This window comes from uncultured Roseovarius sp. (assembly GCF_947489715.1).
GTDB lineage: Bacteria > Pseudomonadota > Alphaproteobacteria > Rhodobacterales > Rhodobacteraceae > Roseovarius.
The window spans coordinates 38,286-59,082 of the sequence record NZ_CANLER010000006.1 but is presented as its reverse complement, the minus strand read 5'-3'; the positions used below and the strand labels follow the sequence as shown (position 1 = coordinate 59,082).

Below are 20,797 nucleotides of genomic sequence, written 5' to 3'. Positions count from 1 at the left end.
CGGCCCGACATGCTGACCGAGACCCTGATCGAAGACGACCGCTGGCAGACGGCGGAACTGGCCGCCTTATCCGAGCGGGCAGCCACCGCCACGCTGTCCCATCTCGGTCTTGATCCCGCCAGGTGGGAAATCAGCGTGCTGGGTTGTGATGATGCCCGTATTGCGGTGCTCAACGGTGATTTTCGCGACAAGGCTCAGCCCACCAACGTGCTGAGCTGGCCCAGTGAGGAACGCGGGGCAGGGGTGCCCGGTACGGCACCCGACCTGCCTCAATCGGGCACTGACCCGGAACTGGGCGACATCGCCATCGCCTTTGACACCTGCATGCGCGAGGCGGAAGCGGCGGGAAAACCGCTCAGCGACCATATAACTCACTTAATTGTTCATGCGGTGTTACATCTTCTGGGCTATGACCACATCCGTGACGAAGATGCCACCTTGATGCAGGCAATCGAGGTGGAGGTACTTGGCAAACTGGGTATTCGTGACCCATATTAGGGATCGTGGGGCAATTGAGCACTGCAATTTGGAAAGAGAGAATGGGCGACAGTATAGACGGATCCTCTAACGCAGCGCAGCGCGCGCAGCCCGACGGGCACGAGGAAGAGGAACAGAGCGGGTTTTTTCGCCGCATATTCGGGGCCTTCAGCCCTGGTGAAGATGACACGGATCATGACGAGCATGGCAGCGGGGCAAAAGCCGAAGGGCAGCCCGGCATCGGCAATCTGCGCCGTATGGCGGTCGAGGATGCTGCGATTCCCAAGGCCGATATCATTTCGGTGCCCTCCACGATCTCCAAGGATGAACTGGTACAGGTGTTCCGCGACAGCGGACTTACGCGCCTGCCGGTCTATAAAGGCACGCTTGATACGCCCATCGGTCTTGTCCACCTCAAGGACCTGGCGCTGAAACACGGGTTCAACGGCGCCGGCGGGCGGTTCTCGCTCAAGCGCATGCTGCGCCCGCTGCTCTTTGTACCACCCTCGATGCCCATCGGCGTGCTCCTGCAGAAAATGCAGAGCGAACGACGGCATATGGCGCTGGTCATCGACGAATATGGCGGCGTCGACGGGCTGATCACGATCGAGGACCTGATCGAACAGGTCGTGGGCGAGATCGAGGATGAACACGATATCGACGATGGCGGCTATTGGACCCAGGAGCCCTCGGGCGACTATCTGGCCGCCGCCAAGACCCCGCTGGACGAATTCGAAGAGGAAATTGGCCTGTCGCTGACCGAGGCGGACGAGGTCGACAAAGAAGAGATCGACACGCTGGGCGGCCTGGTCTTCATGCTGCTGGGCCGGGTGCCCGTGCGCGGTGAGGTGGTCGAACACCCCACCGGCGTGATGATCGAGGTGATCGACGCCGATGCGCGCCGCATCAAGCGCCTGAAAGTGTGCCTGCCCGGTTCAAGGAATGACTGAAACGGTCCAGCCCGGATTTGCGTCCCGTGTGAACGGGGTGCGCGGGCTTTACCAACTGGTCATCTGGCTGGGTCTGGGCGCGCTTGCGGCGCTGGGTCAGGCGCCCTGGGGCCTCTGGCCGCTGACGATTGCAGCACTTGCCCTGATCGTTGCACTTTTCCGGCAAACTGGCAGCATCCGCCGGGCGGCCCTTCTGGGCTGGATCGCGGGCACCGGGTATTTCATGCTGGCGCTCAGCTGGATCGTTGAACCGTTCCTGGTCGATGTCGCCCGCCACGGCTGGATCGCACCCTTTGCACTGGTCGGTCTCAGCGCGGGCATGGCGCTTTATTGGGGTGCTGCCTTTGCGGCGGCACGGGCGCTGCGCGGCGGCAGCGTCGCTCTGATTGTCGCTTTCACCGTGGGCGAGGCACTGCGCGGCATCCTTTTCACCGGTTTTCCCTGGGCGCAAATCGGACATGTCTGGATCGACACGCCGATGCTGCAATGGGCTGCCTTCGCCGGGGCCCTGGGCCTCACGTCCCTTCTGGTCGCGGCAGCAACGGCGCTTTGGCATCTGGTCGCAGGACATCGGGCAGGGGGTGGCATCACGCTTGCCATCGTGGCCGCGCTCTATCTGACAGGCGCAACCATTGCGCCCAACAGTAATACCCCCGCCGACGCGCCCACCGTGCGTCTGATCCAGCCCAATGCCGCCCAGCACGAGAAATGGGACCGCGAGATGATGCCGGTCTTTTTCGAGCGCCAGCTCGATTTCTCGGCCGCGGGGGATACGCGCCCGGACCTGATCGTCTGGCCCGAAACCGCCATCCCGGTGCTGCTCAACAGTGCCGAGTCGGTGCTGGCGTCCATCTCGGATGCTGCAGGTGACGTGCCCGTGGTGCTGGGCCTGCAACGGATTGATGGGCCACGCCTATATAATTCCGCCATTCTTCTGGACGCAGCCGGGCAGGTGGCCTCGGTCTATGACAAACACCACCTGGTGCCCTTTGGCGAATACGTGCCCTTTGGCGATACGATGAAAAAATTCGGCATCGCCGGCATGGCCTCGCGCGATGGCAATGGCTATTCCTCGGGCCCCGGGGCGCAGGTGATCGACACCGGCATTGCCGGCAAGGGCCTGCCCCTGATCTGCTACGAAGGCGTATTTGCCCGCGATGTGCGTGCTGCGCCCGAACGCCCCGATTTCCTGATGATGATCACCAATGACGCCTGGTTCGGCGAGGTGTCCGGCCCCTATCAGCACCTTGCCCAGGCCCGGCTGCGCAGTGTCGAACAGGGGCTTCCGATGGTGCGCGCGGCCAATACCGGCATTTCGGCCATGATCGACCCGGCAGGCCGGATCACCGCGCATCTGCCTTTGGGTCAGGCGGGTTGGATCGACGCGGCCCTGCCTCCTGCCTTGCCGCCCACGCTCTATGCCCGCATTGGTGATCTGCCGGTGTTGGCGCTGCTTCTTCTGATTCTGGGCGGTGCGCTTCTGGTCCGTTCCCGCAGGCCCACCTAGTGCTTCTCAGGCAAACCTTGCGGCAACGCGCGCCTTGATGATGTTTTGCAACCAATTTCGCGTCAATTAACGCCGATCCGCTTTAGCGATTGACGCGGCTGCAACCCCGCCTTAACCAGTGCCAAACCCGTCACAACGGCTTCCTGGCGTGGCGGTGAACTCTAATGGAGCATTTTCATGTCCCGAGATAACTATGTTTTCACCTCTGAATCCGTGTCAGAGGGCCACCCCGATAAGGTCTGTGACCGGATATCGGATGCCATCCTCGATGCCTTCCTCGCCGAAGAGCCCGAGGCCCGCGTTGCCTGCGAAACCTTTGCCACGTCCTCGATGGTTGTCATCGGCGGAGAGGTCGGTCTGAGCGATCAGGAACGCCTCAAAAGCTTCATGGGCAGCATCGGTCAGATTGCCCGCGATTGCATCAAGGATATCGGATACGAGCAGGACAAGTTCCACTGGAACACCTGCCATGTGCTGAATTTCCTGCACGAACAATCTGCCCATATCGCCCAGGGCGTCGATAAGGACGGTGCTGGCGATCAGGGTATCATGTTCGGGTATGCCACCACGGAAACCGAAGCGCTGATGCCCGCCCCCATTCAGTACAGCCATGCGATCCTGCGTCGCTTGGCCGAGGTGCGCAAATCCGGCGCGGAACCCACGCTGCGCCCGGATGCCAAAAGCCAGCTATCACTGCGCTACGAAGACGGCAAACCGGTCGAAGTGACCTCGGTTGTGCTTTCGACCCAGCATGCCGATGAAAATCAGAAAAGCGACGATATCCGCGCCATTGTGGAGCCGTATATCCGCGAAGTGCTGCCCGAGGGCTGGCTCAACGACAAGACCGAATGGTGGGTCAACCCCACCGGGACGTTCGTCATCGGCGGCCCCGATGGCGATGCCGGTTTGACCGGGCGCAAGATCATCGTTGATACCTATGGTGGTGCCGCGCCGCACGGTGGTGGTGCGTTTTCCGGCAAGGATCCGACCAAGGTGGACCGATCCGCCGCCTACGCCGCGCGCTATCTGGCCAAGAACGTCGTGGCCGCCGGTATGGCCGAACGCTGTACCATCCAGCTCAGCTATGCGATCGGCGTCAGCAAACCGCTGTCGATCTATGCCGATACCCACGGCACCGGAGAGGTGTCTCCGGCCGAGATCGAAAAGGCCATCAGCCGCTGCATGGACCTCAGCCCTCGCGGTATCCGCGAACATCTTGAACTGAACAAGCCCATCTACCAGCGCACCGCGGCCTATGGCCATTTCGGTCGCGACCCCGAGGCGGATGGCGGATTCAGCTGGGAAAAGACCGATCTGGTCGAGGCGCTGAAAAAAGCCGTCTGATAACAGGTTTTGCAGAACAGAATACCAAAAAAACGGCAAGGATGACCCCTTGCCGTTTTTGTCTGTGGCGGATCGCAGGCCCGTTGCGCAAGGTTACAAAACGTACGGCCCGTACGCCCACCTCGCTATACGCCCCGATTTACGTACGTTTTCCGCGTATGTTTCGTACGCTTTGTACGTTTTGGGGGATTGCGGGCGGGGGCGTTCTTGGGGCATGTGACGGCGCATGAGTAGCGATAAACATCCCTCGGGCGCGCCGTGGCGCAATTTCTATGGCCGGTTCAAGGGCAAGGGCCTGCGCAAATCGCAGGAGGCTTTTCTGGATGAAGACCTTGTCAAGCTCTCTCCGGGGGCGGTCGATTGGGACATTAACCCGGACCGAAATCCTATTGATCTAAAAGAGTATTTCGGAGATCGAGAAATCTGGCTCGAGGTTGGGTTTGGCGGCGGAGAGCACCTTGTGCATCAGGCCAAAGAGAACCCTGATATCGGCATCATCGGCTGCGAGCCTTATATCAACGGCGTTGCCATGCTGTTGGGTAAGATACGCGAAGCGGGCGCACAAAATCTTGCGGTTTATCCAGGCGATGTCCGCAACATGTTCGATGTTTTGCCGGATAATTCGATCTCTCGGGCGTTTCTTCTGTATCCTGACCCCTGGCCGAAAAAGCGCCATCACCGCCGTCGTTTCGTCACGCCGGAGCATTTAACTCCGCTTTCCAAAGCATTGAAATCAGGAGCTATTTTTAGAGTGGCGACTGATATTCCCGATTATGTGCGCCAAACGCTGACCGAGGTGCCGCGCCACGGGTTCGAATGGCTTGCGGAACATCCAGAAGATTGGAGAACCCCTTGGAAAGATTGGATTTCTACACGGTACGAGCAAAAAGCTCTGCGCGAAGGCCGCACACCACATTACCTGACCTTCCGCAAACGCTGACCGGGCAAAAACCCACGTCGGTATAACGTCGGTATTTTGTCGGTATTACGTCGGTATTTTTTCGGTGCCCATCGGGATCAGACCTCCATCCAGATCGTCACCGGACCGTCATTCAGAAGCTCTACCTTCATGTCTGCGCCAAATTCACCGGTTTCGACCGGAAGGCCCTGGGTCGCTAATTGCGCGGCGAAATATTCGTAGAGGCGGTTGCCGTCCTCCGGGCTTGCCGCCGCTGAAAACCCTGGCCGGTTGCCGCGCGACGTATCGGCGGCGAGGGTAAACTGGCTGACCACCAAGGCGCTGCCGTCGATGTCGCGGACGGACAGGTTCATCTTGCCATTCTCATCCTTGAAAATCCGCAGTTTCAAGATCTTTGCGGCCAGCTGATCGGCCTGTGCCTCGGTGTCATCCTGCATGGCGCAAATCAGGATCAGAAGGCCCGGCCCGGTCTGACCTATGACAGTGCCATCGACGGTAACCGAGGCGTGGGACACACGTTGCAGCAGGGCGCGCATTGATCTCTCCTTGTCTTTAATACCCGGAAGCTTTCGGCAATCTGCGATCCGGGTGCAAGCCCAATCGCGCGGCTGATTTGACCCGTATCAACGACAGTTTTTGCAGGATTTGTCAAAATCGGACTGTCCCACAAGAAAGGAGTTCGAAAATGGTTGAAAAATCTCACACCGCTGGTTTGTGGCCCGCTTTCTATGAACCTTTCAGGAATTTGGGGGCGCGCGTCGCCGACTGGCTTGCGCCGGCGGCAGATGCGTCGTCCAACAATGATGCCTACCGGATTTCCGTTGAATTACCGGGCGTTGAAGAAAAGGATATCGATGTATCGGTGCATGATGGTGTTGTCAGCGTGAAAGGCAAAAAGCAGTCCGAGCGCGAAGAGAAAGGCGATACCTGGTTCTTTTCCGAGCGGCAATTTGGTGCGTTCAGCCGGAGTTTCCGGCTGCCGGCCGATGCGGATGGCGATCGGATCGTGGCACATCTTAAAGACGGTGTGCTGGCGATTTCCGTTCCGAAAACTGCACCGTCGGAGCCCGAGGCAAAAAAGGTCGCGATCACGAAAGGATAGGCGCGTTTACCCGCGAGGATCGTAGATTTCGGCAAGCCCGGCGCGCTCGGTTCGAAACCCGTTGGCCGGGTGATCGGGATCGGCATAGCCAAAGGAAATGGCGCAGAGAACAAGCCGGTTTTCGGGCAGATCAAAATGCTGCCGGATCATCTGTGGATAGGCCGCGACCGAGGCTTGCGCAATCGTGGCCACGCCCAACGCCGTCGCGGCAAGGGTAAAGGCGGTAACAAAACCGCCGCAATCCAACGCGCCATAGGCACCCAGATCGGATTCGGAACTGATGATCGCCACATGGGGGGCGCCGAAAAGCCGGTAGTTTTCCATGCTTTGCCGGTGGCGCGCCTCTTGATCGCCCCGGGCAATGCCGACAGATTCGTAAAGCTGAAAACCGCAGATGCGCCGCCGGGTGCCGGTGGCACCGGGATAGGCGTTGGGCCATGCGAAATCCGGGTTGGGTTTTTCATTGGTGACGGCATCGAGCAGCGCTGTGCGGAAACGTTCAGTCTCGTCCCCGCGGGTAATTGTGACTTGCCACGGCTGAGCGTTGCACCAGGACGGCGCGCGACCGGCGGTGCTGACGATCTGACGGATGGTTTCATCCGGCAGGGGATCGGGTCGAAAAGCCCGGCAACTGTAGCGCGCGTCAAAGATGCCCCGGAGGGCGTCAAAATTATCATCCATGTTACAAAGCGCCTTGATTTAAAGCGATGAAATAGCCTGCCGCCCCGGCGATTAGTGCGCCCAGGACGACTGCGAAAGCGATTTTCATTGCCGAATAGGGGCGTTCACCCTGTACCCGGCCCGTGCGGCCGTTGACGACGAAGCGATAGGTCTTGCCGCGGTATTTATAGGCCGCAAGCCAGACGGGCAGGAGGACGTGTTTGAAGGTCACATCGCCCACTTGTGTCTGGATGTCGTGGATGCGTTGGCGATCCCCGCCGATGTCGAATTTCACGTCGCGGGCGATCACGCGGTCCATGTGACCCCTTGCTTCGGTAAAACCCTCTTCCAACTCGACCGAATACCCTTCGGCCCGGAATCCGGCAAGGTATTCGGGGCGATAGGGTTCAAGCGCGGCAAGATCCCAAGGTTCCAGTGCATCGGTAAAGCGTTTGGGCAAAGAACGTGAGGCGAGCACCAGCACATCGTCGAAAAACCGCGCCACGCGGCCTGAAACAGCGCGCCAGCGTACCTTGGCCACGCGCACCTGCTGGCGTTCACCATCGCGCATCACCGTGCGGGTTTCGTAATAAACCGTGCCGCGTTCACCCTGGTAGCTGGATTTCGTGTCGGCATCGAAGGTCCAGTAGGGCACGTAAATACCCTGCATTTTCCGGCCTTTGCGCGCGTATTCCTGAAGACCCGAAGGGGCGAACCACAGATTGCCCAGCCAGTCGGTCATCGCCTTGTGGGCGCTGCGTTCTTCCTGTGCAAAGGGCAGCAATCCACGGGGTTTGATATGCCTGTGGGTGCCGGTATCGGTGACAATGGGGGTGGCGCAGAACGGACATTCAGAGGCGTGGACGTTGGCGTCAAACTCGAACTGGGCAGCGCAGTTGGAGCATTGCAGGACGCGGGTTTCCTCGATCTCTTCATCGGGGAGTTGTTGGCTGAGGGCGCGGCGCAGGTCCAGCTCTCGGATCGGGGCGTTCCAGGGGGTTGCGTGTTCGATTTCGGCGGTGTTGCCGCAGTGATCGCAGGTCAGTTTGGCCGCGCCCGGATCAAACCGGAAATCCGCCCCGCAATTGTCGCAGGGAAAGCGGTGCTCTTGGATCGGGGCGGCGTCATTCATGGTTCAGAGATACCGGTGAAGCGCGCGGGGCACCATGATTCGCAGCGCATTGTCGCGCAGTTTGACGTGGCGCCAGATGTGGAAGGCGGCGTGGATGATCATGATCGCAGCGAGCAGGTAGAATTCGTAGATATGGATCTGGCCGATGATGTTGTTCGATTGCGGCATGTTCAGGGGCGGGGCGACGGGTACGATGCCGCCCGCCTTGAGCAGTATCGCCGAGGTCAGGCCCAGCAGGAAGCCGGTGAGTGCCACGCCAAAGAGGCCCCAGATCAGTGACAGGTGCAGGGCACGGTGCAGTTTGCGTGCCCAGGGTGGCAGTTTCGGCCCCGGTCGGCTGGCCAGGCCTCGGCGCATGTAGTCCGCCGTCCAGATGAGCGACAGGGTGACGAAGATCAGCCCCAGGATCGAGTGGAAGCGGAATGCGCCCTGGCCGAATTGCAGGATGAAGGATGGGGTGACGAAGATGAACCAGATCAGCAGCGGCAACATGGTCCAGTGCAGCCATTTGAGCGCGGTGCGGCGGTGGGGCAGGCGTTTCAGGATCGCGTCTGGCATTCTCCAGTCACGTGGGTGGCCGGGCAAAAGTTTCAGCGGGCGCTTTTGATCCTGAAAGGCCAAGGTGCCGCCCCGGCGTTACGCGCCCGGCGGCGGTGGGGGCATGACGGTGAAAAGCTGTGCCAGTTCCTGTACGTCCTCGGCGCGTTCCCAGCCATCCTGCCCGGCGGTCCAGACAAGGGTGTCGCGGGTCAGCGTGCCTTCCCCTACCATGCGGCCCAGATCGGCCTTGGCATAGGGGCCGTGGGTCTTGCCGCCCTCGGCGATGTGCCAGACATGTTCGACCGGTGGGGGTGGTGGCGCGGCGGGGCGGTTGCCCCAGGGCCCCTGGTTCATGCCGGCCTGTGCCATCGCCATGCCCATCCCCATGCCAAGCCCGGCCCCCATGCCGCCACCATTGGGGTTGCGGGCGGCTTCGGTCATGGCCTCGGCGGCGGAGTATTCTGTAAACCGGCCCAGATCGCCCGCGATCCCGGATGAGGTACGCTTGTCCAGCGCGGCCTCGACCGCCGGGGGCAGCGAAATGTTTTCGATGTAAAGCTCGGGCAGGGACAGGCCGTATTCGGCGATCGTGCCGCTGATCGCGGTGGCCAGAAGTTTGCCCAGATCGGCGGTGTTCGCGGCCATGTCCAGAACCGGTATGCCCGAGGCGGCGATGACGCGGGAAAACTCCTGCACGATGATGTTGCGGATCTGAAAGCTGATTTCGTCCATTGTGAATTCGCCATCGGTGCCGACGATTTCAACCAGGAACTTCGCCGGGTCGCTGACCCGCACGGTATAGGTGCCAAAGGCACGCAGGCGCGTCGGTCCGAATTCGGGGTCGCGCAGCATGATCGGGTTCTTGGTGCCCCATTTCAGATTGTTGAAACGGGTGGTGTTGACGAAGTAGATCTCGGATTTGAAAGGGCTTTTGAAGCCATGATCCCAGTGGTTGAGCGTGGTCAGGACCGGCATGTTGTTGGTTTCGAGCATATAGAGCCCCGGGGTGAAGACATCGGCCAGCTGGCCTTCGTGGACGAACACCGCTGCCTGACCTTCGCGCACGGTAAGCTTAGCGCCGTACTTGATCTCGTGGCCCTCGCGCTCGAACCGCCAGACCATGGTATCGCGGGTGTCGTCTACCCAATGGATGACATCAATGAACTCACCAGTCAGAAAATCGAAAATACCCATCTCTCAGGTCTCCTTTGTCATCAGCTTGGTCCGCCGCGACGCGATGCGATCAGGTGGCGGAAGATCGGGCGCGCCTCATCGGCGGTCATGCCGGGGCGCAGCGCGGGGTTATAGAGGATGCGCAGCAATTCTTCGTCATGAGTGGTCAGCAGCGCAAATTCATCATCATCGTTGAAGATCGAGGGCCGTGCGGAGGGGCTGTCATTGGCAAGGCCCAGACCCTGTGCAAGCTCTTCGTGCACGCAGGATTGACGCATCAGCTGCGGGTGTTCCGCGCGGATGAAGGCAATGGCGCGGGTGTACTCATAATCCTGTTCAGACCCTGCGGTGATCACGAAACACAGGATCGAGCGCGGCAGGTCGCTGAAGAAATTCAACGAGGCTGGGCTGATCGACGGGATGATCTGTGCGGCACGTCGGCGGGCGAATTTCTGATCGTCTTCGCCCATGACGAAGACGTGAAAGTTTGGGTTTTTGCTGTTGGCCGAGATTGAATGGCCGGTGATACGGGCAAGCCGGGCGGTGTATTTGGCAACCAGCGCCCGGTCGGCCTCTTGCTGCTCTTTGGGCACCGACGCACCGAATTCGACGCCAATTCGTACCGGGCCTTTCCATTTGCGCAGTCGCCCGGACTGGCCGTTCGATTTCTTTAGCCCCTGATCGCGGGCATATTCGTCGTAAAAGGCGATGCGTTCGAAATTGCGCGCCAGGTCGGTGTCGGTATAGGGCGTGTCGATCCCGCCGCCGCCAGTGCGCAGTAGTCCCTGTGCCAGCAGATCGGCCTGCATCCGACCGTAGAAACGCGCCATCGCCAGGCTTTCTGCCGATGGCCCCTTTGGGGGCAGTGGTTTCGCGGCCAACCCGGCGGGGCGGGCGCGGGGTTTAGCAGAAGGTTCAAGCGGCACAAGATCACAAGAGGCCAGGGCCAGGAGCCCCAGCCCAAGCAACAGCCGTGAAACGATCCCGCGCCAACCCACCTGCTGTTCAGGCCCCGGGAACCGCGGTGCCCGCGTTTTCGCCAACGCTATCGCTGCGTGATTTCGCGGCGGCCAAAGTGTCGCGCAAATCAGTCTCCATCTTCTTCAGCTCCTCTTCGGCGGCGGCACGGCGCGCCTTGCCCTCGTCGGCGATGGCAAGGCTTTCCTCGATGGTGCCGATCAGGTCTGCATTGGCCTGTTTCACGGCTTCGATGTCAAACACACCGCGTTCCATCTCTTCGCGGATGACCTTGTTGGACTCGCGCAAGTTCTTGGCATTTGCTGTCAGCAACTCGTTGGTCAGGTCGTTGGCGTCGCGTACGGCTTCGGCGGCATCCGCCGAACGTTGAATCGTGATCGCCTGCGCCAGCTGCGCCTCCCACAGGGGCACCGTGTTGACCAGGGTCGAGTTGATTTTGGTCACCAGCGATTTGTCGTTTTCCTGCACCAGGCGGATCGAAGGCAGGGATTGCATGGTCACCTGGCGGGTAAGCTTAAGATCGTGCACCCTGCGTTCCAGATCGTCACGCGCGGCGCGCAGATCGCGCAGTTCCTGTGCTTTCATCACTTGATCGCCTTCGGGGGCTTTTTCCACCTCGGCAGCAGCGGCGGGGATGTCTGTTTCATCCAGAACGCTTAGTTTTTCTTCGCCTGCGGCAATGTAGAGGGCCAGTTCGTCATAAAAGTTCAGCGTCTTGTCATAGAGGATATCGAGCGATTTGATGTCCTTGAGCAAGGTGTGTTCATGACCTAGAAGATCCTCGGTGATCTTGTCGATCTGGTTCTGCACGGTCTCGAACCGGGCGGTGAATTGGGCAAAGGGTGCTGCCTTGCCGAGCAGCGTTTCCCACCAGCTTCGTTTGCGACGCACATCCAGTTCCGAGACCGCGAAGCCGCGGATCGTGCTGACGATGCCGCGCAAGGAGTCGCCCGCAGGGCCCACATCCTTGTTGCGGACGCCTTGCAGCATGGATTGCGAGATTTCCTGCAACTCTGCCTGTGCGTTCGATCCGAAAGAAACGATGGACTGGGTATCGCTCATGTCAATTTCGGCCATGCGTTTGGTGATTTCGGCGCTGACGGGTTCGTCGGCGTCTTTCAGGGGCACGATGGCGTTGGCATCCGCCGGTTCCGGCAGAACAACGGCACTGATTTCTTCGACTTGGGCCAATGTGGCCTGGGCTTTTTCACGGATTTCTACAGACATTTCTTCCCCTCACTCTTCAATTCTGTTGGTCGGGCTGGCGTTCCGGCCGGATGCCCTCGCGTTGCAAACGGTCGCGCAACACGTCGATTTCGATTTCCAGGTCAGTGTGGCTGTCGGCCAGCAGTTTCTGGGTCTTGGCGACGAAATTCTCTTCCAGGTCTGTCAGCAGCATCATGTAATCCGAGCGCGCCCCGGCATCGCGGGAGCGGGCATAGATATCGGCGAACTTCACGGTCGCGTCGCGCGCGCCGACCAGATAGATGCCCATGTATTTGCGGGCCGCCGTCAAGTCGCGCGGGTCGTTTTCGACAGTGCGCAGCATATCGCGGACACTGGTTTGAAACCGCTCGACCCGGGATTCGGCCTGGCGGTCGCCGGCGCGTTTGATTGCATCGGACATGGCGGCCAGGTGGGTTTCGGCCTTTTCTACGGCGCGGGCCACGCGGTCGGTCTGGAATTGATCGACGCCTTCAAGCCCCTTGTCCTTCATCGGGTCGAGGCCAAATGCAAAGCTGTGCAGCACGGTGCCGATGATGCCATAAATCACGGGGGCGACGATCCCGCCACTGGCGGCGAACCCTGCCAGTGCAAGGCCTATTCCGGTCAGCAATGAGCCGGACATCTTGCGCGGAAAGCCCGGGCGACGGGCCACTTTGCGTGCTTCATAAGCTTCTTGCGCCAGAATGCCCTCGCGGGTCATCCATGCGGCCAACAGCAGTGATCCCAAGGCTGCAAGGTTCAGCGCCAGCGCGACCGGGCCATTGCCGAAGGCAGACCAGATCAGAGGCAAGGGCGCCAGGAACAGCAGGTTCACACGACCGCCTGCACGGGTGCGTTTTGCCCCCTGGAAACTGCCACGATCCGTCGAGGTGTCGGGGGCGGTGCCGTCGGGGCTGTATTTGCCGCCATAGCGCTGAGCCATCTAGACGCCTCCCGAGATCGAGACATAGAGGATCAGCAGCACGAGCAGAAAGAATGCAAGCTTTTGCAGACCAGTTTCTGTCATGAAAATCCCCGGTGTCCTTTATTCAAGTCAAATCTAGGGGATAGGGGCGTTGCATGCTAGGGGGAAGATTCGCGTGCGCGGCTCATTGCGGGTTTGACGCCGGGTCAAGCATTGCGACAATATCGACGGGGCTTTGCGGCGCTTTCAGGTCTGTTTCGCGGGCGTCAGGGCCATGGGAGAGAGCAAATGGACATGAGCACGATTTTCGCGCTGATTGCGGCGACGGCGGTTCTGGTGAGCATTCCGGGTCCCAACGTGGCCCTTTTCGTCGCAAATACGCTGGCTTACGGCCCGCGTCACGGGGCCATTACAGTGCTGGGCACAACTTTCGGTGTGGCGGTGCAACTGGCCATCGTGGTGATGGGGTTTGCACTTGTTCTGGAATTCGCGGCATCCGCCTTGAATTGGCTGAGATGGGGCGGTGTCCTTTATCTGCTATATCTGGGATACCGCTCGTGGCGACAGGGTAGGGAAGAGATGCAAAGGGTGGCGCCGGGGCCTAAATCGCTGCGCAAGGTCTTTTGGCAGGGGCTGATGCTGGCTGTGATCAATCCCAAGACGCTGCTGTTCAGCGCGGCCTTTTTGCCGCAATTCGCGCATGCCGGTGCCGGGTCGTCGTTTGTGCTGCTGGCGCCCGCGCTGATCTATCTGAGCGTGATCTGTGTCGGCGACATGTGCTGGGTCGGCTCGGCGCAGTTTGCCAGGCCGTTGATCACCCGCCTGGGGCGCTGGCGTCACCGGTTGATCGGGGGGCTCTTTTTCGGATCTGGCATCGGGCTGGCACTGGCGCGGATCGATAAATAGCGCGCCCCGACAGGGTATCGGAACGCGCTGAGAGCAGTCAGTGTCGCGAGGCCGTGCGGCGTTCGGCGTTGAGCTTGCGGGTGTAGCCCGACTGGATAACCTCGACCGCAACCAGCACCACCACCGAAAAATAGAAGGTGGTCTTGGACATCGGCACCACCTCGTAGCCGAAGAATTTCAGCGCCAGCGTGTCGTCATGCATCGCGTGTGCCGCGGCCTGTCCGGCCTCGCCCAGAAGCACCACGCCAACGATCAGCAGAATGAAGAGGCCCAGCACCTCGTACATGCGGTTTTTCTCAAGAAACCGCGTGACGCCATCGGCCAGAACCAGCATCGCCAGACCAGACAGGATGATGGCGGTGGCCAGGATCGGGAAAACATCGGTGATCGCCAGCGCCGACAGCACCGAGTCGAACGAAAAGATCAGGTTCATCATGACGATCAGAATGACCACCTGCGTGGCCGATTTGCCGGATTTCGAAGAAACATCGGTGTCCAGATGCTCGATCGTCAGCATGTGGCCAATCTCTTTGACGGCTGTGTACATGATGAAGATACCGCCGATGATGAAGACGCAGGTGGCGAAGTTCACACCGCCTTCGATCACGCCGGGGGAGTTGAAGACAAAGAATGGCTCGGCCATTGCGTCGATCAACCGGATCATCACGAAAAGCAGCACGACCCGTAAGGCGACCGCGATGATAATGCCCCAGTAGCGGACGGATTTCTGCTGAGCCACCGGCGCGCGCTGGCTCTCGATGGAGATGTAGAGCAGGTTGTCAAAACCCAGAACGGCCTGCAGGAAGCATAGCATCAGCAGGTTGCCCAGGTTTTCCACTGTCAGAAGTTCGGCCATTTGGTCTGTCCCTCGCACGTTTTGATCTGTTTTCTGGTGCTATAGCGCGGCTACGGCGCGAAAACAAAACGAAACGCTGCGGGATTGGTTCCATAACAGGGTGGTTGCCGCAGTGCGGCGGTGATTTCGTGGGCAGACCCCGGAAAATCATATGACCTGCGCCGCCGAGTTGTGGATATTGTCAACTCGGTGTGCCGACCTGGGTGCTGCTCAGGTCACATTCAGTTGAGGGCGGTTTGCGAGACAGAACTGCCATCGGCGCATCGTTAATGTAGGTCTGCTTTTCACTCGACGGGAGTTCCGAACAGGGCGACTGCGACGCCCATTAGCGCTAGGATAGCAAAGGCAGTCATTTGCGTTGAAAGTCCGCGTTGCGATGCGCGGATTGCCGCGATACTGGCCTGTATCGCATAATAAAGCGCGAATGCTCGCGATGCGTAGCTGATGATTTCAAAGATGTTTGCGGTCCATGTCAGTAGGATCCCTACGCTAACCAACATAGCATAGGCCAGCTTTTCTTGGACGACGCCTTTGGTGGCCTCGGCAATCAAGCCACCTGAACCGTTTGTGTCCGCGATTGCGGCGCTGAACTGTGCACTAAGTGCTGCGACTACCAAGAGTAAAGGCAAGATCGGGGCAACAACCTGCATCAGATCAATGATCGCCGTTTCATCCAAAGAAAGTGGATCGGACTCAAATGCGTAGGTTAGCAGTCCGATGTATAGGCAGTAGATTCCGGTGGATATCCACTGTGCCAACCGCATGGATCTAATGCGCAGGGGCGCGTTATAGGTGGCACCAAGATAACGTGAAGTTTCAAAACCTTGAACTGTCACGATCAGACCCGCCATAAGCGTCACACCCGCCCATCCTGTGACCTGCGGTGGATCGAACTGCAATGCGCCTTGGCCCGTTACTTGTCCGAAGTGTACGACAAGGCCAAACAATAGCCCCGCTATGATGGCCAGTTTCAGGCCGACAGAGACCTGTTCCATGCGTTCAAGAGCCGTAAAGCCGCGCGTCGCACCTGTGAAAAGGATCAACAGGAAAACGGCGGTGGTCAGCAAGTTAGCGTGGTAAGCATCGTTCAGCGCTGTCAGGCTCACACCAAATGCGCCAAAGAGATTGAGGTAATACGCGACGGAAACGATGAAGGCGAATGCAAGAACAACGGATGCTGCCGTCTCTAGCCCTGTGAGCAACCGAGACGGATCGGCCCGTGTTTCGATGTCTGCAATGTTGAACCTGATCGCGGCTCCGAACAGATAGGCTATTACACACAATCCAACCATGACAAGAGGGGCATATCCTCCATAGCTGACGTCAAGGATCGGCCCCAGAACGAGGAAGCCGCTCCCGATGATGGAGGCCAGCGGCGTAATCGTCGCCCGCCAGACTTGCGAGTTGGCGAGGCGCGGCCAGATCATTATTGCGGCTGCGAGGACCACGGTTGCGAGAATAACGGCGTTCAGCATGTAAGGATAAGATCAGATCGGTTTCGGAGGGGCAACACGGCCTGGGTTCGTGAAGCGGACCTTCATCGAACGCGCAGCATCGGTGGATTTGGGATCAAACCAGCCACTGGCCACTTTGCCGACCTGGTAACTGTTTATTCTAGCCACCCCGCCCGGAAGCAAGCCACAGGCGCCAGGCGAGCGCCGGACCATCCCGACGGGCTGGCGCTTCTGTGAGGTATCGCGTTCCTGTGAAGAAGGAGGGGCTTGGCGAGGATAAAGTACCACGTTGAGATGTTGCAGCGCCATTCCACGGTCCGGCGCTCGTTCTCCGCGTCATGTCCGGAGAGGATTCTAGACCGGACGTTGTTTCAACCCGGCGAAGCGGTCAAAAAATCGATCTAGCGAGAAAAGCGCCTGATCTAAAACCCGTCTCCGCCATCCCCACCGGGGGCGCTGATGTCTCCGGAACCCGCTTCAGATTGGTTTCGCGCTTTACTGCGCGGAAAGTCTGCTGCGGCAGATACGAAATATGCAAGCGCGATGACGCCCAACCACGGAACGATATCCCCAAAAAGACCCAGGAATGAAAATAGGTTAGTCAAAAATTCCACAACGCATTCCGTTCGTTAGTCAAGTTTCTGATCGTACCCATGATTGTGGCAGTTTAGGGACTTCAAAGGTTCGTTTTTTGACCCTAGTGCGGCTACGATCACAGAAGCCGGTCATAGTCAGAGACCATCCGGTAATCCTTGGCAGGGCCTTTGACCCGCCAGGTCACGCTGAATCTTGGCCAGTTGCTGAAATCATAGATCCCGTTATATTGGTCAGGGTCGCACCAGTGGCTGGTTTCGCCTCCAACAGCGGGCACGTGGTGAAAGAAGCGACCGTCGTCGAACCACACCGACAGGTCTGATTGCCAGAGATAGCAGCGTTCGGCCGACATGGCTGGATGACCGGCGATCTGCAATTCGCCCATTTCGTGATAGGTCAGACCGTGCGCCGCTCGTGACCATGTGGCGACGCCCAGAAATTGCCCCGGCGGGGTGGTTGCCGGGGTGATCTGGCGCTTGAGCCGCCATTTCCCCTCGAAATCATCCAGAACCCGGGTCATGGACACTTTGCCGATTCTGGAAAATGGGCATTCCGTCTCACTTGTCTGCTCCTGTCTTGCCGCTGCCGCGCGGGCGGTCTAAACCGCGCGCAACGATACTGCATCCGCGAAGGACCGCCACATGATTCCCCGCTATTCCCGCCCCGACATGGTTGCCATCTGGTCGCCTAAGACCAAGTTCCGCATCTGGTACGAGATCGAGGCGCATGCCTGTGATGCGATGGCCGATCTGGGTGTGATCCCGCGCGAAAACGCCGATGCGGTGTGGAAGGCCAAGGATGCGGAATTCGATGTCGCCCGGATCGACGAGATCGAGGCGGTGACCAAACATGACGTGATCGCATTCCTGACCCATCTGGCCGAGCATGTGGGCAGCGATGAGGCGCGGTTTGTGCATCAGGGGATGACCAGCAGTGACGTACTGGATACCTGTTTCAACGTGCAACTGACCCGCGCGGCGGATATTCTGATCGAAGACATGAAGGGTCTGCTGGCGGCGCTGAAGCGGCGCGCTTACGAGCATAAGGATACGGTGCGGATCGGCCGCAGTCACGGCATCCATGCCGAGCCGACCACGATGGGGCTTACATTTGCCCGCTTCTATGCCGAGATGGACCGCAACCTGAACCGGCTGGAAAAGGCGCGCTATGAGATCGCCACGGGTGCGATTTCAGGCGCGGTCGGTACCTTTGCCAATATTGATCCGCGCGTCGAGGAACATGTTTGCGCCAAGCTGGGGTTGGAGCCCGAGCCGATCAGCACACAGGTCATCCCGCGCGATCGTCACGCGGCTTTTTTTGCGGCCCTCGGCGTGGTAGCCAGCAGCATCGAGAATGTGGCTACTGAAATTCGTCACATGCAGCGGACCGAAGTCTTGGAGGCTGAAGAATTTTTTTCCAAGGGCCAAAAGGGTTCGTCGGCGATGCCGCATAAGCGCAACCCGGTGCTGACGGAAAACCTGACCGGTCTGGCGCGGCTGGTGCGCATGGCGGTGGTGCCGGCGATGGAGAATGTAGCGCTATGGCACGAGCGTGACATCTCGCACAGTTCTGTCGAGCGTAACATCGGCCCGGATACGACGATCACGCTGGATTTCGCGCTGGCGCGGCTGACGATGGTTGTCGACAAGCTGGTGATCTACCCAGATAACATGTTGGCGAACATGAACAAATTCCGCGGTCTGGTGATGTCGCAGCGGGTATTGCTGGCGTTGACCCAGGCCGGTGTCAGCCGCGAGGACAGTTACAAGCTGGTGCAGCGCAATGCGATGAAGGTTTGGGAAGAGGGCAAGGATTTCAAGACCGAGCTTCTGGGCGATGCGGATGTGCTGGCTGCGTTGAGCGCCGCGGAGATCGAAGAGAAATTCGATCTGGGCTATCACACCAAGCATGTGGACACGATTTTCGCCCGGGTATTTGGCGAAAAATAGGGGTAAGTACACGGAATAATAATTTTTGGTGAATAATTCTCGTCCTGATGCGTTTTCCTACTAGAACAGTTTGAAACGACAAGACGAAGGAACCACTATGTTTCGTATTACACTTGCCATTGCCCTCGTACTTCCTGCCCTCGCTTTTGCCGCCGGGGGCGGTGGGTCTTCTGCCCCGAAACCATCCGAGACCACCAAGAAATGCAAGAGCGGTAAGATCTGGGACAAGGGCAGCAGGTCTTGTGTGCATGCCAGCAATTCTATTCTGGATGACGACACGCTTTACGGCGCGGTGCGCGAATTCGCTTATGCGGGTCAGCTTGGACATGCGCAGACCGTTTTGGCCGCAATGTCGGACCAGAATGATGACCGGGTGCTGACTTATTGGGGATTCACCCACCGCAAACTGGGCAATGTCGACAAGGGGATGGCCTTCTACCGCAAAGCCATCGCGCAGAATCCAGGCAACGCCCTGGCGCGCTCCTACATGGGACAGGCCTTGGTCGAACAAGGCGATCTGATCGGTGCGCGTCAGCAGCTATTGGCGATACGATCAAGCGGTGGTGAGGGCAGTTGGGCCGAAGCCTCGCTCTATCAGGCGATTGCAACTGGCGCGACCTATTCATACTGATACCGGCTTTGTGATAATTGTGATCCCGAAATATCTCTTTTTGTGATATGCATGTTGCATGTCCAAGAGGAGAGGGCGCATGAAACTGAAATTCGCGATAGCCGCTGTAGTGGTTACATTTGCTTCGGCCGCCGTGGCCGGACCGGGTTGCAGCAAAGGCCACAGCAAGCAGGTCATGTCCTGCGCCGAAGGATCGGTCTGGGACAGCCAGAGCCAAAGCTGCGTACCTCAAGTCACCAGCTAATCCAGGTACAACCTGATTGAAAACGGTCGGATATATGATCCGACTGTTTTCTCTTTGTTCTTAGATAAATTTTCATCCTTCCTGTCCTATTCTGGGGGCCAACCCAGGAATGAGGGACAGGATGAACGATATGACACCGCTTGCCCGATTGTCGCCACCGCAGATACCGGGAACCGGCACGGTCAGCCTGACCAAGCGGCAAAAAGCGGCCATCGTGGTACGTTTCTTGCTGAATGAAGGGGCCGAGGTGCCGCTGACCGATCTGCCTGAACCGCTACAGGCGTCATTGACCACGCAGATGGGGTCGATGCGCTATGTCAATCGCTCAACGCTTGCAGACGTGGTCGCGGAATTCGCATCCGAGCTTGAGGCGATGGGGCTGACCTTTCCCCGTGGTGTTGCCGGCGCGCTGAGTGCGCTTGACGGTAAGATCAGCCCGCAAACCGCCGCACGTCTTCGTAAAGAGGCTGGCGTACGCCAGTTTGGCGATCCGTGGGAACAGATCCGTCATGCCAAGATCGAAGATCTGGTGCCGATCATCGAACAGGAAAGTATTGAGGTCGCGGCGGTCGTTCTTTCGAAGCTGGATGTGCCACAGGCGGCGCAGCTGCTGGGGAAATTGCCCGGGGACAAAGCGCGCCGCATCACTTACGCGGTTTCACAAACCGGGGCGGTGACACCTGAAGCGGTAGACAGGATCGGTCTGTCGCTGGCGGCGCAGTTGCACGATGTGCCAGAAACCGCGTTTGACAGTGGACCGGTCGAACGCGTGGGAGAGATTCTGAATTACTCACCCGCGGCCACCCGCGACGATGTGCTGGTCGGATTGAACGAAACGGATGAGGAATTTGCTGAGCTTGTACGCAAGGCCATCTTCACCTTCACCAATATCCCCGAACGTCTGAACCCGGTTGATGTGCCCAAAATTATCCGCGAAGTGGATCAATCCGTACTGGTCATGGCATTGAATTCGGCGTCGGCATCCGAAGGTGAGATGCCAGCAGCGGCGGAATTCCTGCTTGAAAACATGTCCAAACGCATGGCTGAGGCGATACGCGAGGAAATGGAAGAACTGGGCAAGGTCAAACCGAAAGATGGCGAAGAAGCAATGACCGGCGTCGTGAATGCGATCCGGACGCTGGAAGCCAGCGGTGAGGTGACGTTGATTTTGCCAGATACCGCTGAAGACGAGGATTGATGCGACCATATGCGACTGGCCAGCAGATGATTGGTCCAGCATCTATTCTTGT

At 59.1% G+C, this 20,797-nt stretch carries 22 protein-coding genes and 1 riboswitch; of the genes, 11 read left to right on the top strand and 11 right to left on the bottom strand.

Annotated features, from left to right (window positions below; genetic code table 11):
• The first annotated feature begins 9 nt into the window (after positions 1-9).
• The 5 genes from ybeY (at position 10) to trmB (ending at position 5,218) form a co-directional block, all read left to right on the top strand.
• Entirely contained in the window at positions 10-498 is a 489-nt protein-coding gene (ybeY, locus tag Q1B27_RS15415; protein WP_299848719.1) for an rRNA maturation RNase YbeY, read from the top strand.
• Positions 499-539: 41 nt separating this feature from the next.
• A complete protein-coding gene (locus tag Q1B27_RS15410; protein ID WP_299848718.1) occupies positions 540-1,427 on the top strand; it encodes a hemolysin family protein in 888 nt (295 codons plus the stop codon).
• On the top strand, positions 1,420-2,934 hold the full coding sequence (gene lnt, locus Q1B27_RS15405) for an apolipoprotein N-acyltransferase (RefSeq protein WP_299848717.1): 1,515 nt from the start codon (positions 1,420-1,422) through the stop codon (positions 2,932-2,934). The genes Q1B27_RS15410 and lnt overlap by 8 nt, the downstream gene beginning before the upstream one ends.
• Before the next feature lie 124 nt (positions 2,935-3,058).
• A riboswitch (SAM-SAH riboswitch) is annotated at positions 3,059-3,106 on the top strand.
• 5 nt (positions 3,107-3,111) lie between these two features.
• Positions 3,112-4,278 (top strand): methionine adenosyltransferase, encoded by a 1,167-nt coding sequence (gene metK / locus Q1B27_RS15400; RefSeq protein WP_299848716.1) that lies wholly within the window; start codon positions 3,112-3,114, stop codon positions 4,276-4,278.
• A 226-nt stretch (positions 4,279-4,504) separates the two neighbouring features.
• Positions 4,505-5,218: a tRNA (guanosine(46)-N7)-methyltransferase TrmB gene (trmB, locus tag Q1B27_RS15395; RefSeq protein ID WP_299848715.1), complete on the top strand. Its 714-nt coding sequence runs from the start codon at positions 4,505-4,507 to the stop codon at positions 5,216-5,218.
• A 77-nt stretch (positions 5,219-5,295) separates the two neighbouring features.
• Here trmB and dtd read toward each other — a convergent pair whose 3' ends face one another.
• The gene (gene dtd, locus Q1B27_RS15390) at positions 5,296-5,733 is read right to left on the bottom strand and encodes a D-aminoacyl-tRNA deacylase (RefSeq protein WP_299848714.1); all 438 of its coding nucleotides are present in this window, start codon (positions 5,731-5,733) and stop codon (positions 5,296-5,298) included.
• A gap of 149 nt (positions 5,734-5,882) precedes the next feature.
• On the opposite strand from dtd, the gene Q1B27_RS15385 reads away from it, so the two are divergent.
• On the top strand, positions 5,883-6,299 hold the full coding sequence (locus tag Q1B27_RS15385) for an Hsp20/alpha crystallin family protein (protein WP_299848713.1): 417 nt from the start codon (positions 5,883-5,885) through the stop codon (positions 6,297-6,299).
• 6 nt (positions 6,300-6,305) lie between these two features.
• Here Q1B27_RS15385 and Q1B27_RS15380 read toward each other — a convergent pair whose 3' ends face one another.
• The 7 genes from Q1B27_RS15380 to Q1B27_RS15350 all read right to left on the bottom strand — a co-directional run bounded on the left by Q1B27_RS15380 (position 6,306) and on the right by Q1B27_RS15350 (position 12,931).
• Positions 6,306-6,980 (bottom strand): nitroreductase, encoded by a 675-nt coding sequence (locus tag Q1B27_RS15380; RefSeq protein ID WP_299848712.1) that lies wholly within the window; start codon positions 6,978-6,980, stop codon positions 6,306-6,308.
• A gap of 1 nt (position 6,981) precedes the next feature.
• Entirely contained in the window at positions 6,982-8,091 is a 1,110-nt protein-coding gene (locus tag Q1B27_RS15375) for a TFIIB-type zinc finger domain-containing protein (protein ID WP_299848711.1), read from the bottom strand.
• Between the two features lie 3 nt (positions 8,092-8,094).
• A complete protein-coding gene (locus Q1B27_RS15370) occupies positions 8,095-8,649 on the bottom strand; it encodes a cytochrome b/b6 domain-containing protein (protein ID WP_299848710.1) in 555 nt (184 codons plus the stop codon).
• Positions 8,650-8,727: 78 nt separating this feature from the next.
• Positions 8,728-9,825, bottom strand: coding sequence for an SPFH domain-containing protein (locus Q1B27_RS15365; RefSeq protein ID WP_299848709.1), 1,098 nt, complete (start codon positions 9,823-9,825; stop codon positions 8,728-8,730).
• A 20-nt stretch (positions 9,826-9,845) separates the two neighbouring features.
• Entirely contained in the window at positions 9,846-10,802 is a 957-nt protein-coding gene (locus Q1B27_RS15360) for a DUF2927 domain-containing protein (RefSeq protein WP_299848708.1), read from the bottom strand.
• Positions 10,803-10,809: 7 nt separating this feature from the next.
• A complete protein-coding gene (locus tag Q1B27_RS15355; RefSeq protein ID WP_299848707.1) occupies positions 10,810-12,009 on the bottom strand; it encodes a toxic anion resistance protein in 1,200 nt (399 codons plus the stop codon).
• 16 nt (positions 12,010-12,025) lie between these two features.
• Positions 12,026-12,931, bottom strand: coding sequence for a 5-bromo-4-chloroindolyl phosphate hydrolysis family protein (locus tag Q1B27_RS15350; protein ID WP_299848706.1), 906 nt, complete (start codon positions 12,929-12,931; stop codon positions 12,026-12,028).
• A gap of 270 nt (positions 12,932-13,201) precedes the next feature.
• On the opposite strand from Q1B27_RS15350, the gene Q1B27_RS15345 reads away from it, so the two are divergent.
• Complete coding sequence (locus Q1B27_RS15345) at positions 13,202-13,819, top strand: LysE family translocator (protein WP_299848705.1); 618 nt, start codon at positions 13,202-13,204, stop codon at positions 13,817-13,819.
• Positions 13,820-13,856: 37 nt separating this feature from the next.
• Here Q1B27_RS15345 and Q1B27_RS15340 read toward each other — a convergent pair whose 3' ends face one another.
• From Q1B27_RS15340 to Q1B27_RS15330, 3 genes are all read right to left on the bottom strand, one after another.
• Positions 13,857-14,675 carry a TerC family protein gene (locus tag Q1B27_RS15340; protein ID WP_299848704.1) on the bottom strand — a complete coding sequence of 273 codons (819 nt, stop codon included), beginning with the start codon at positions 14,673-14,675 and terminating at the stop codon, positions 13,857-13,859.
• A 284-nt stretch (positions 14,676-14,959) separates the two neighbouring features.
• Positions 14,960-16,150 carry a hypothetical protein gene (locus Q1B27_RS15335; protein ID WP_299848703.1) on the bottom strand — a complete coding sequence of 397 codons (1,191 nt, stop codon included), beginning with the start codon at positions 16,148-16,150 and terminating at the stop codon, positions 14,960-14,962.
• 691 nt (positions 16,151-16,841) lie between these two features.
• A complete protein-coding gene (locus Q1B27_RS15330; RefSeq protein ID WP_299848702.1) occupies positions 16,842-17,243 on the bottom strand; it encodes a DUF6314 family protein in 402 nt (133 codons plus the stop codon).
• A gap of 121 nt (positions 17,244-17,364) precedes the next feature.
• Here Q1B27_RS15330 and purB point away from each other — a divergent pair, with 121 nt between their 5' ends.
• The 4 genes from purB (at position 17,365) to Q1B27_RS15310 (ending at position 20,745) form a co-directional block, all read left to right on the top strand.
• Entirely contained in the window at positions 17,365-18,672 is a 1,308-nt protein-coding gene (gene purB, locus Q1B27_RS15325; protein ID WP_299848701.1) for an adenylosuccinate lyase, read from the top strand.
• Positions 18,673-18,769: 97 nt separating this feature from the next.
• Positions 18,770-19,303: a tetratricopeptide repeat protein gene (locus tag Q1B27_RS15320; protein WP_299848700.1), complete on the top strand. Its 534-nt coding sequence runs from the start codon at positions 18,770-18,772 to the stop codon at positions 19,301-19,303.
• A 79-nt stretch (positions 19,304-19,382) separates the two neighbouring features.
• Positions 19,383-19,547, top strand: coding sequence for a chitin-binding domain-containing protein (locus Q1B27_RS15315; protein WP_299848699.1), 165 nt, complete (start codon positions 19,383-19,385; stop codon positions 19,545-19,547).
• A gap of 121 nt (positions 19,548-19,668) precedes the next feature.
• Positions 19,669-20,745: a FliG C-terminal domain-containing protein gene (locus Q1B27_RS15310; RefSeq protein WP_299848698.1), complete on the top strand. Its 1,077-nt coding sequence runs from the start codon at positions 19,669-19,671 to the stop codon at positions 20,743-20,745.
• The last annotated feature ends 52 nt before the right edge of the window (positions 20,746-20,797 follow it).

Excerpts from the sequence above, each read along its gene's own strand:
- Q1B27_RS15375 (WP_299848711.1), bottom strand. The coding sequence starts at position 8,091 with ATGAATGACGCCGCCCCGATCCAAGAGCACCGCTTTCCCTGCGACAAT.
- Q1B27_RS15410 (WP_299848718.1), top strand. The coding sequence starts at position 540 with ATGGGCGACAGTATAGACGGATCCTCTAACGCAGCGCAGCGCGCGCAG.
- Q1B27_RS15330 (WP_299848702.1), bottom strand. The coding sequence starts at position 17,243 with ATGACCCGGGTTCTGGATGATTTCGAGGGGAAATGGCGGCTCAAGCGC.
- Q1B27_RS15320 (WP_299848700.1), top strand. The coding sequence starts at position 18,770 with ATGTTTCGTATTACACTTGCCATTGCCCTCGTACTTCCTGCCCTCGCT.
- dtd (WP_299848714.1), bottom strand. The coding sequence starts at position 5,733 with ATGCGCGCCCTGCTGCAACGTGTGTCCCACGCCTCGGTTACCGTCGAT.
- Q1B27_RS15340 (WP_299848704.1), bottom strand. The coding sequence starts at position 14,675 with ATGGCCGAACTTCTGACAGTGGAAAACCTGGGCAACCTGCTGATGCTA.
- Q1B27_RS15315 (WP_299848699.1), top strand. The coding sequence starts at position 19,383 with ATGAAACTGAAATTCGCGATAGCCGCTGTAGTGGTTACATTTGCTTCG.
- Q1B27_RS15365 (WP_299848709.1), bottom strand. The coding sequence starts at position 9,825 with ATGGGTATTTTCGATTTTCTGACTGGTGAGTTCATTGATGTCATCCAT.
- Q1B27_RS15335 (WP_299848703.1), bottom strand. The coding sequence starts at position 16,150 with ATGCTGAACGCCGTTATTCTCGCAACCGTGGTCCTCGCAGCCGCAATA.
- Q1B27_RS15385 (WP_299848713.1), top strand. The coding sequence starts at position 5,883 with ATGGTTGAAAAATCTCACACCGCTGGTTTGTGGCCCGCTTTCTATGAA.
- Q1B27_RS15355 (WP_299848707.1), bottom strand. The coding sequence starts at position 12,009 with ATGTCTGTAGAAATCCGTGAAAAAGCCCAGGCCACATTGGCCCAAGTC.
- purB (WP_299848701.1), top strand. The coding sequence starts at position 17,365 with ATGATTCCCCGCTATTCCCGCCCCGACATGGTTGCCATCTGGTCGCCT.
- Q1B27_RS15350 (WP_299848706.1), bottom strand. The coding sequence starts at position 12,931 with ATGGCTCAGCGCTATGGCGGCAAATACAGCCCCGACGGCACCGCCCCC.
- Q1B27_RS15345 (WP_299848705.1), top strand. The coding sequence starts at position 13,202 with ATGGACATGAGCACGATTTTCGCGCTGATTGCGGCGACGGCGGTTCTG.
- metK (WP_299848716.1), top strand. The coding sequence starts at position 3,112 with ATGTCCCGAGATAACTATGTTTTCACCTCTGAATCCGTGTCAGAGGGC.
- Q1B27_RS15380 (WP_299848712.1), bottom strand. The coding sequence starts at position 6,980 with ATGGATGATAATTTTGACGCCCTCCGGGGCATCTTTGACGCGCGCTAC.
- Q1B27_RS15310 (WP_299848698.1), top strand. The coding sequence starts at position 19,669 with ATGAACGATATGACACCGCTTGCCCGATTGTCGCCACCGCAGATACCG.
- ybeY (WP_299848719.1), top strand. The coding sequence starts at position 10 with ATGCTGACCGAGACCCTGATCGAAGACGACCGCTGGCAGACGGCGGAA.
- trmB (WP_299848715.1), top strand. The coding sequence starts at position 4,505 with ATGAGTAGCGATAAACATCCCTCGGGCGCGCCGTGGCGCAATTTCTAT.
- Q1B27_RS15370 (WP_299848710.1), bottom strand. The coding sequence starts at position 8,649 with ATGCCAGACGCGATCCTGAAACGCCTGCCCCACCGCCGCACCGCGCTC.
- lnt (WP_299848717.1), top strand. The coding sequence starts at position 1,420 with ATGACTGAAACGGTCCAGCCCGGATTTGCGTCCCGTGTGAACGGGGTG.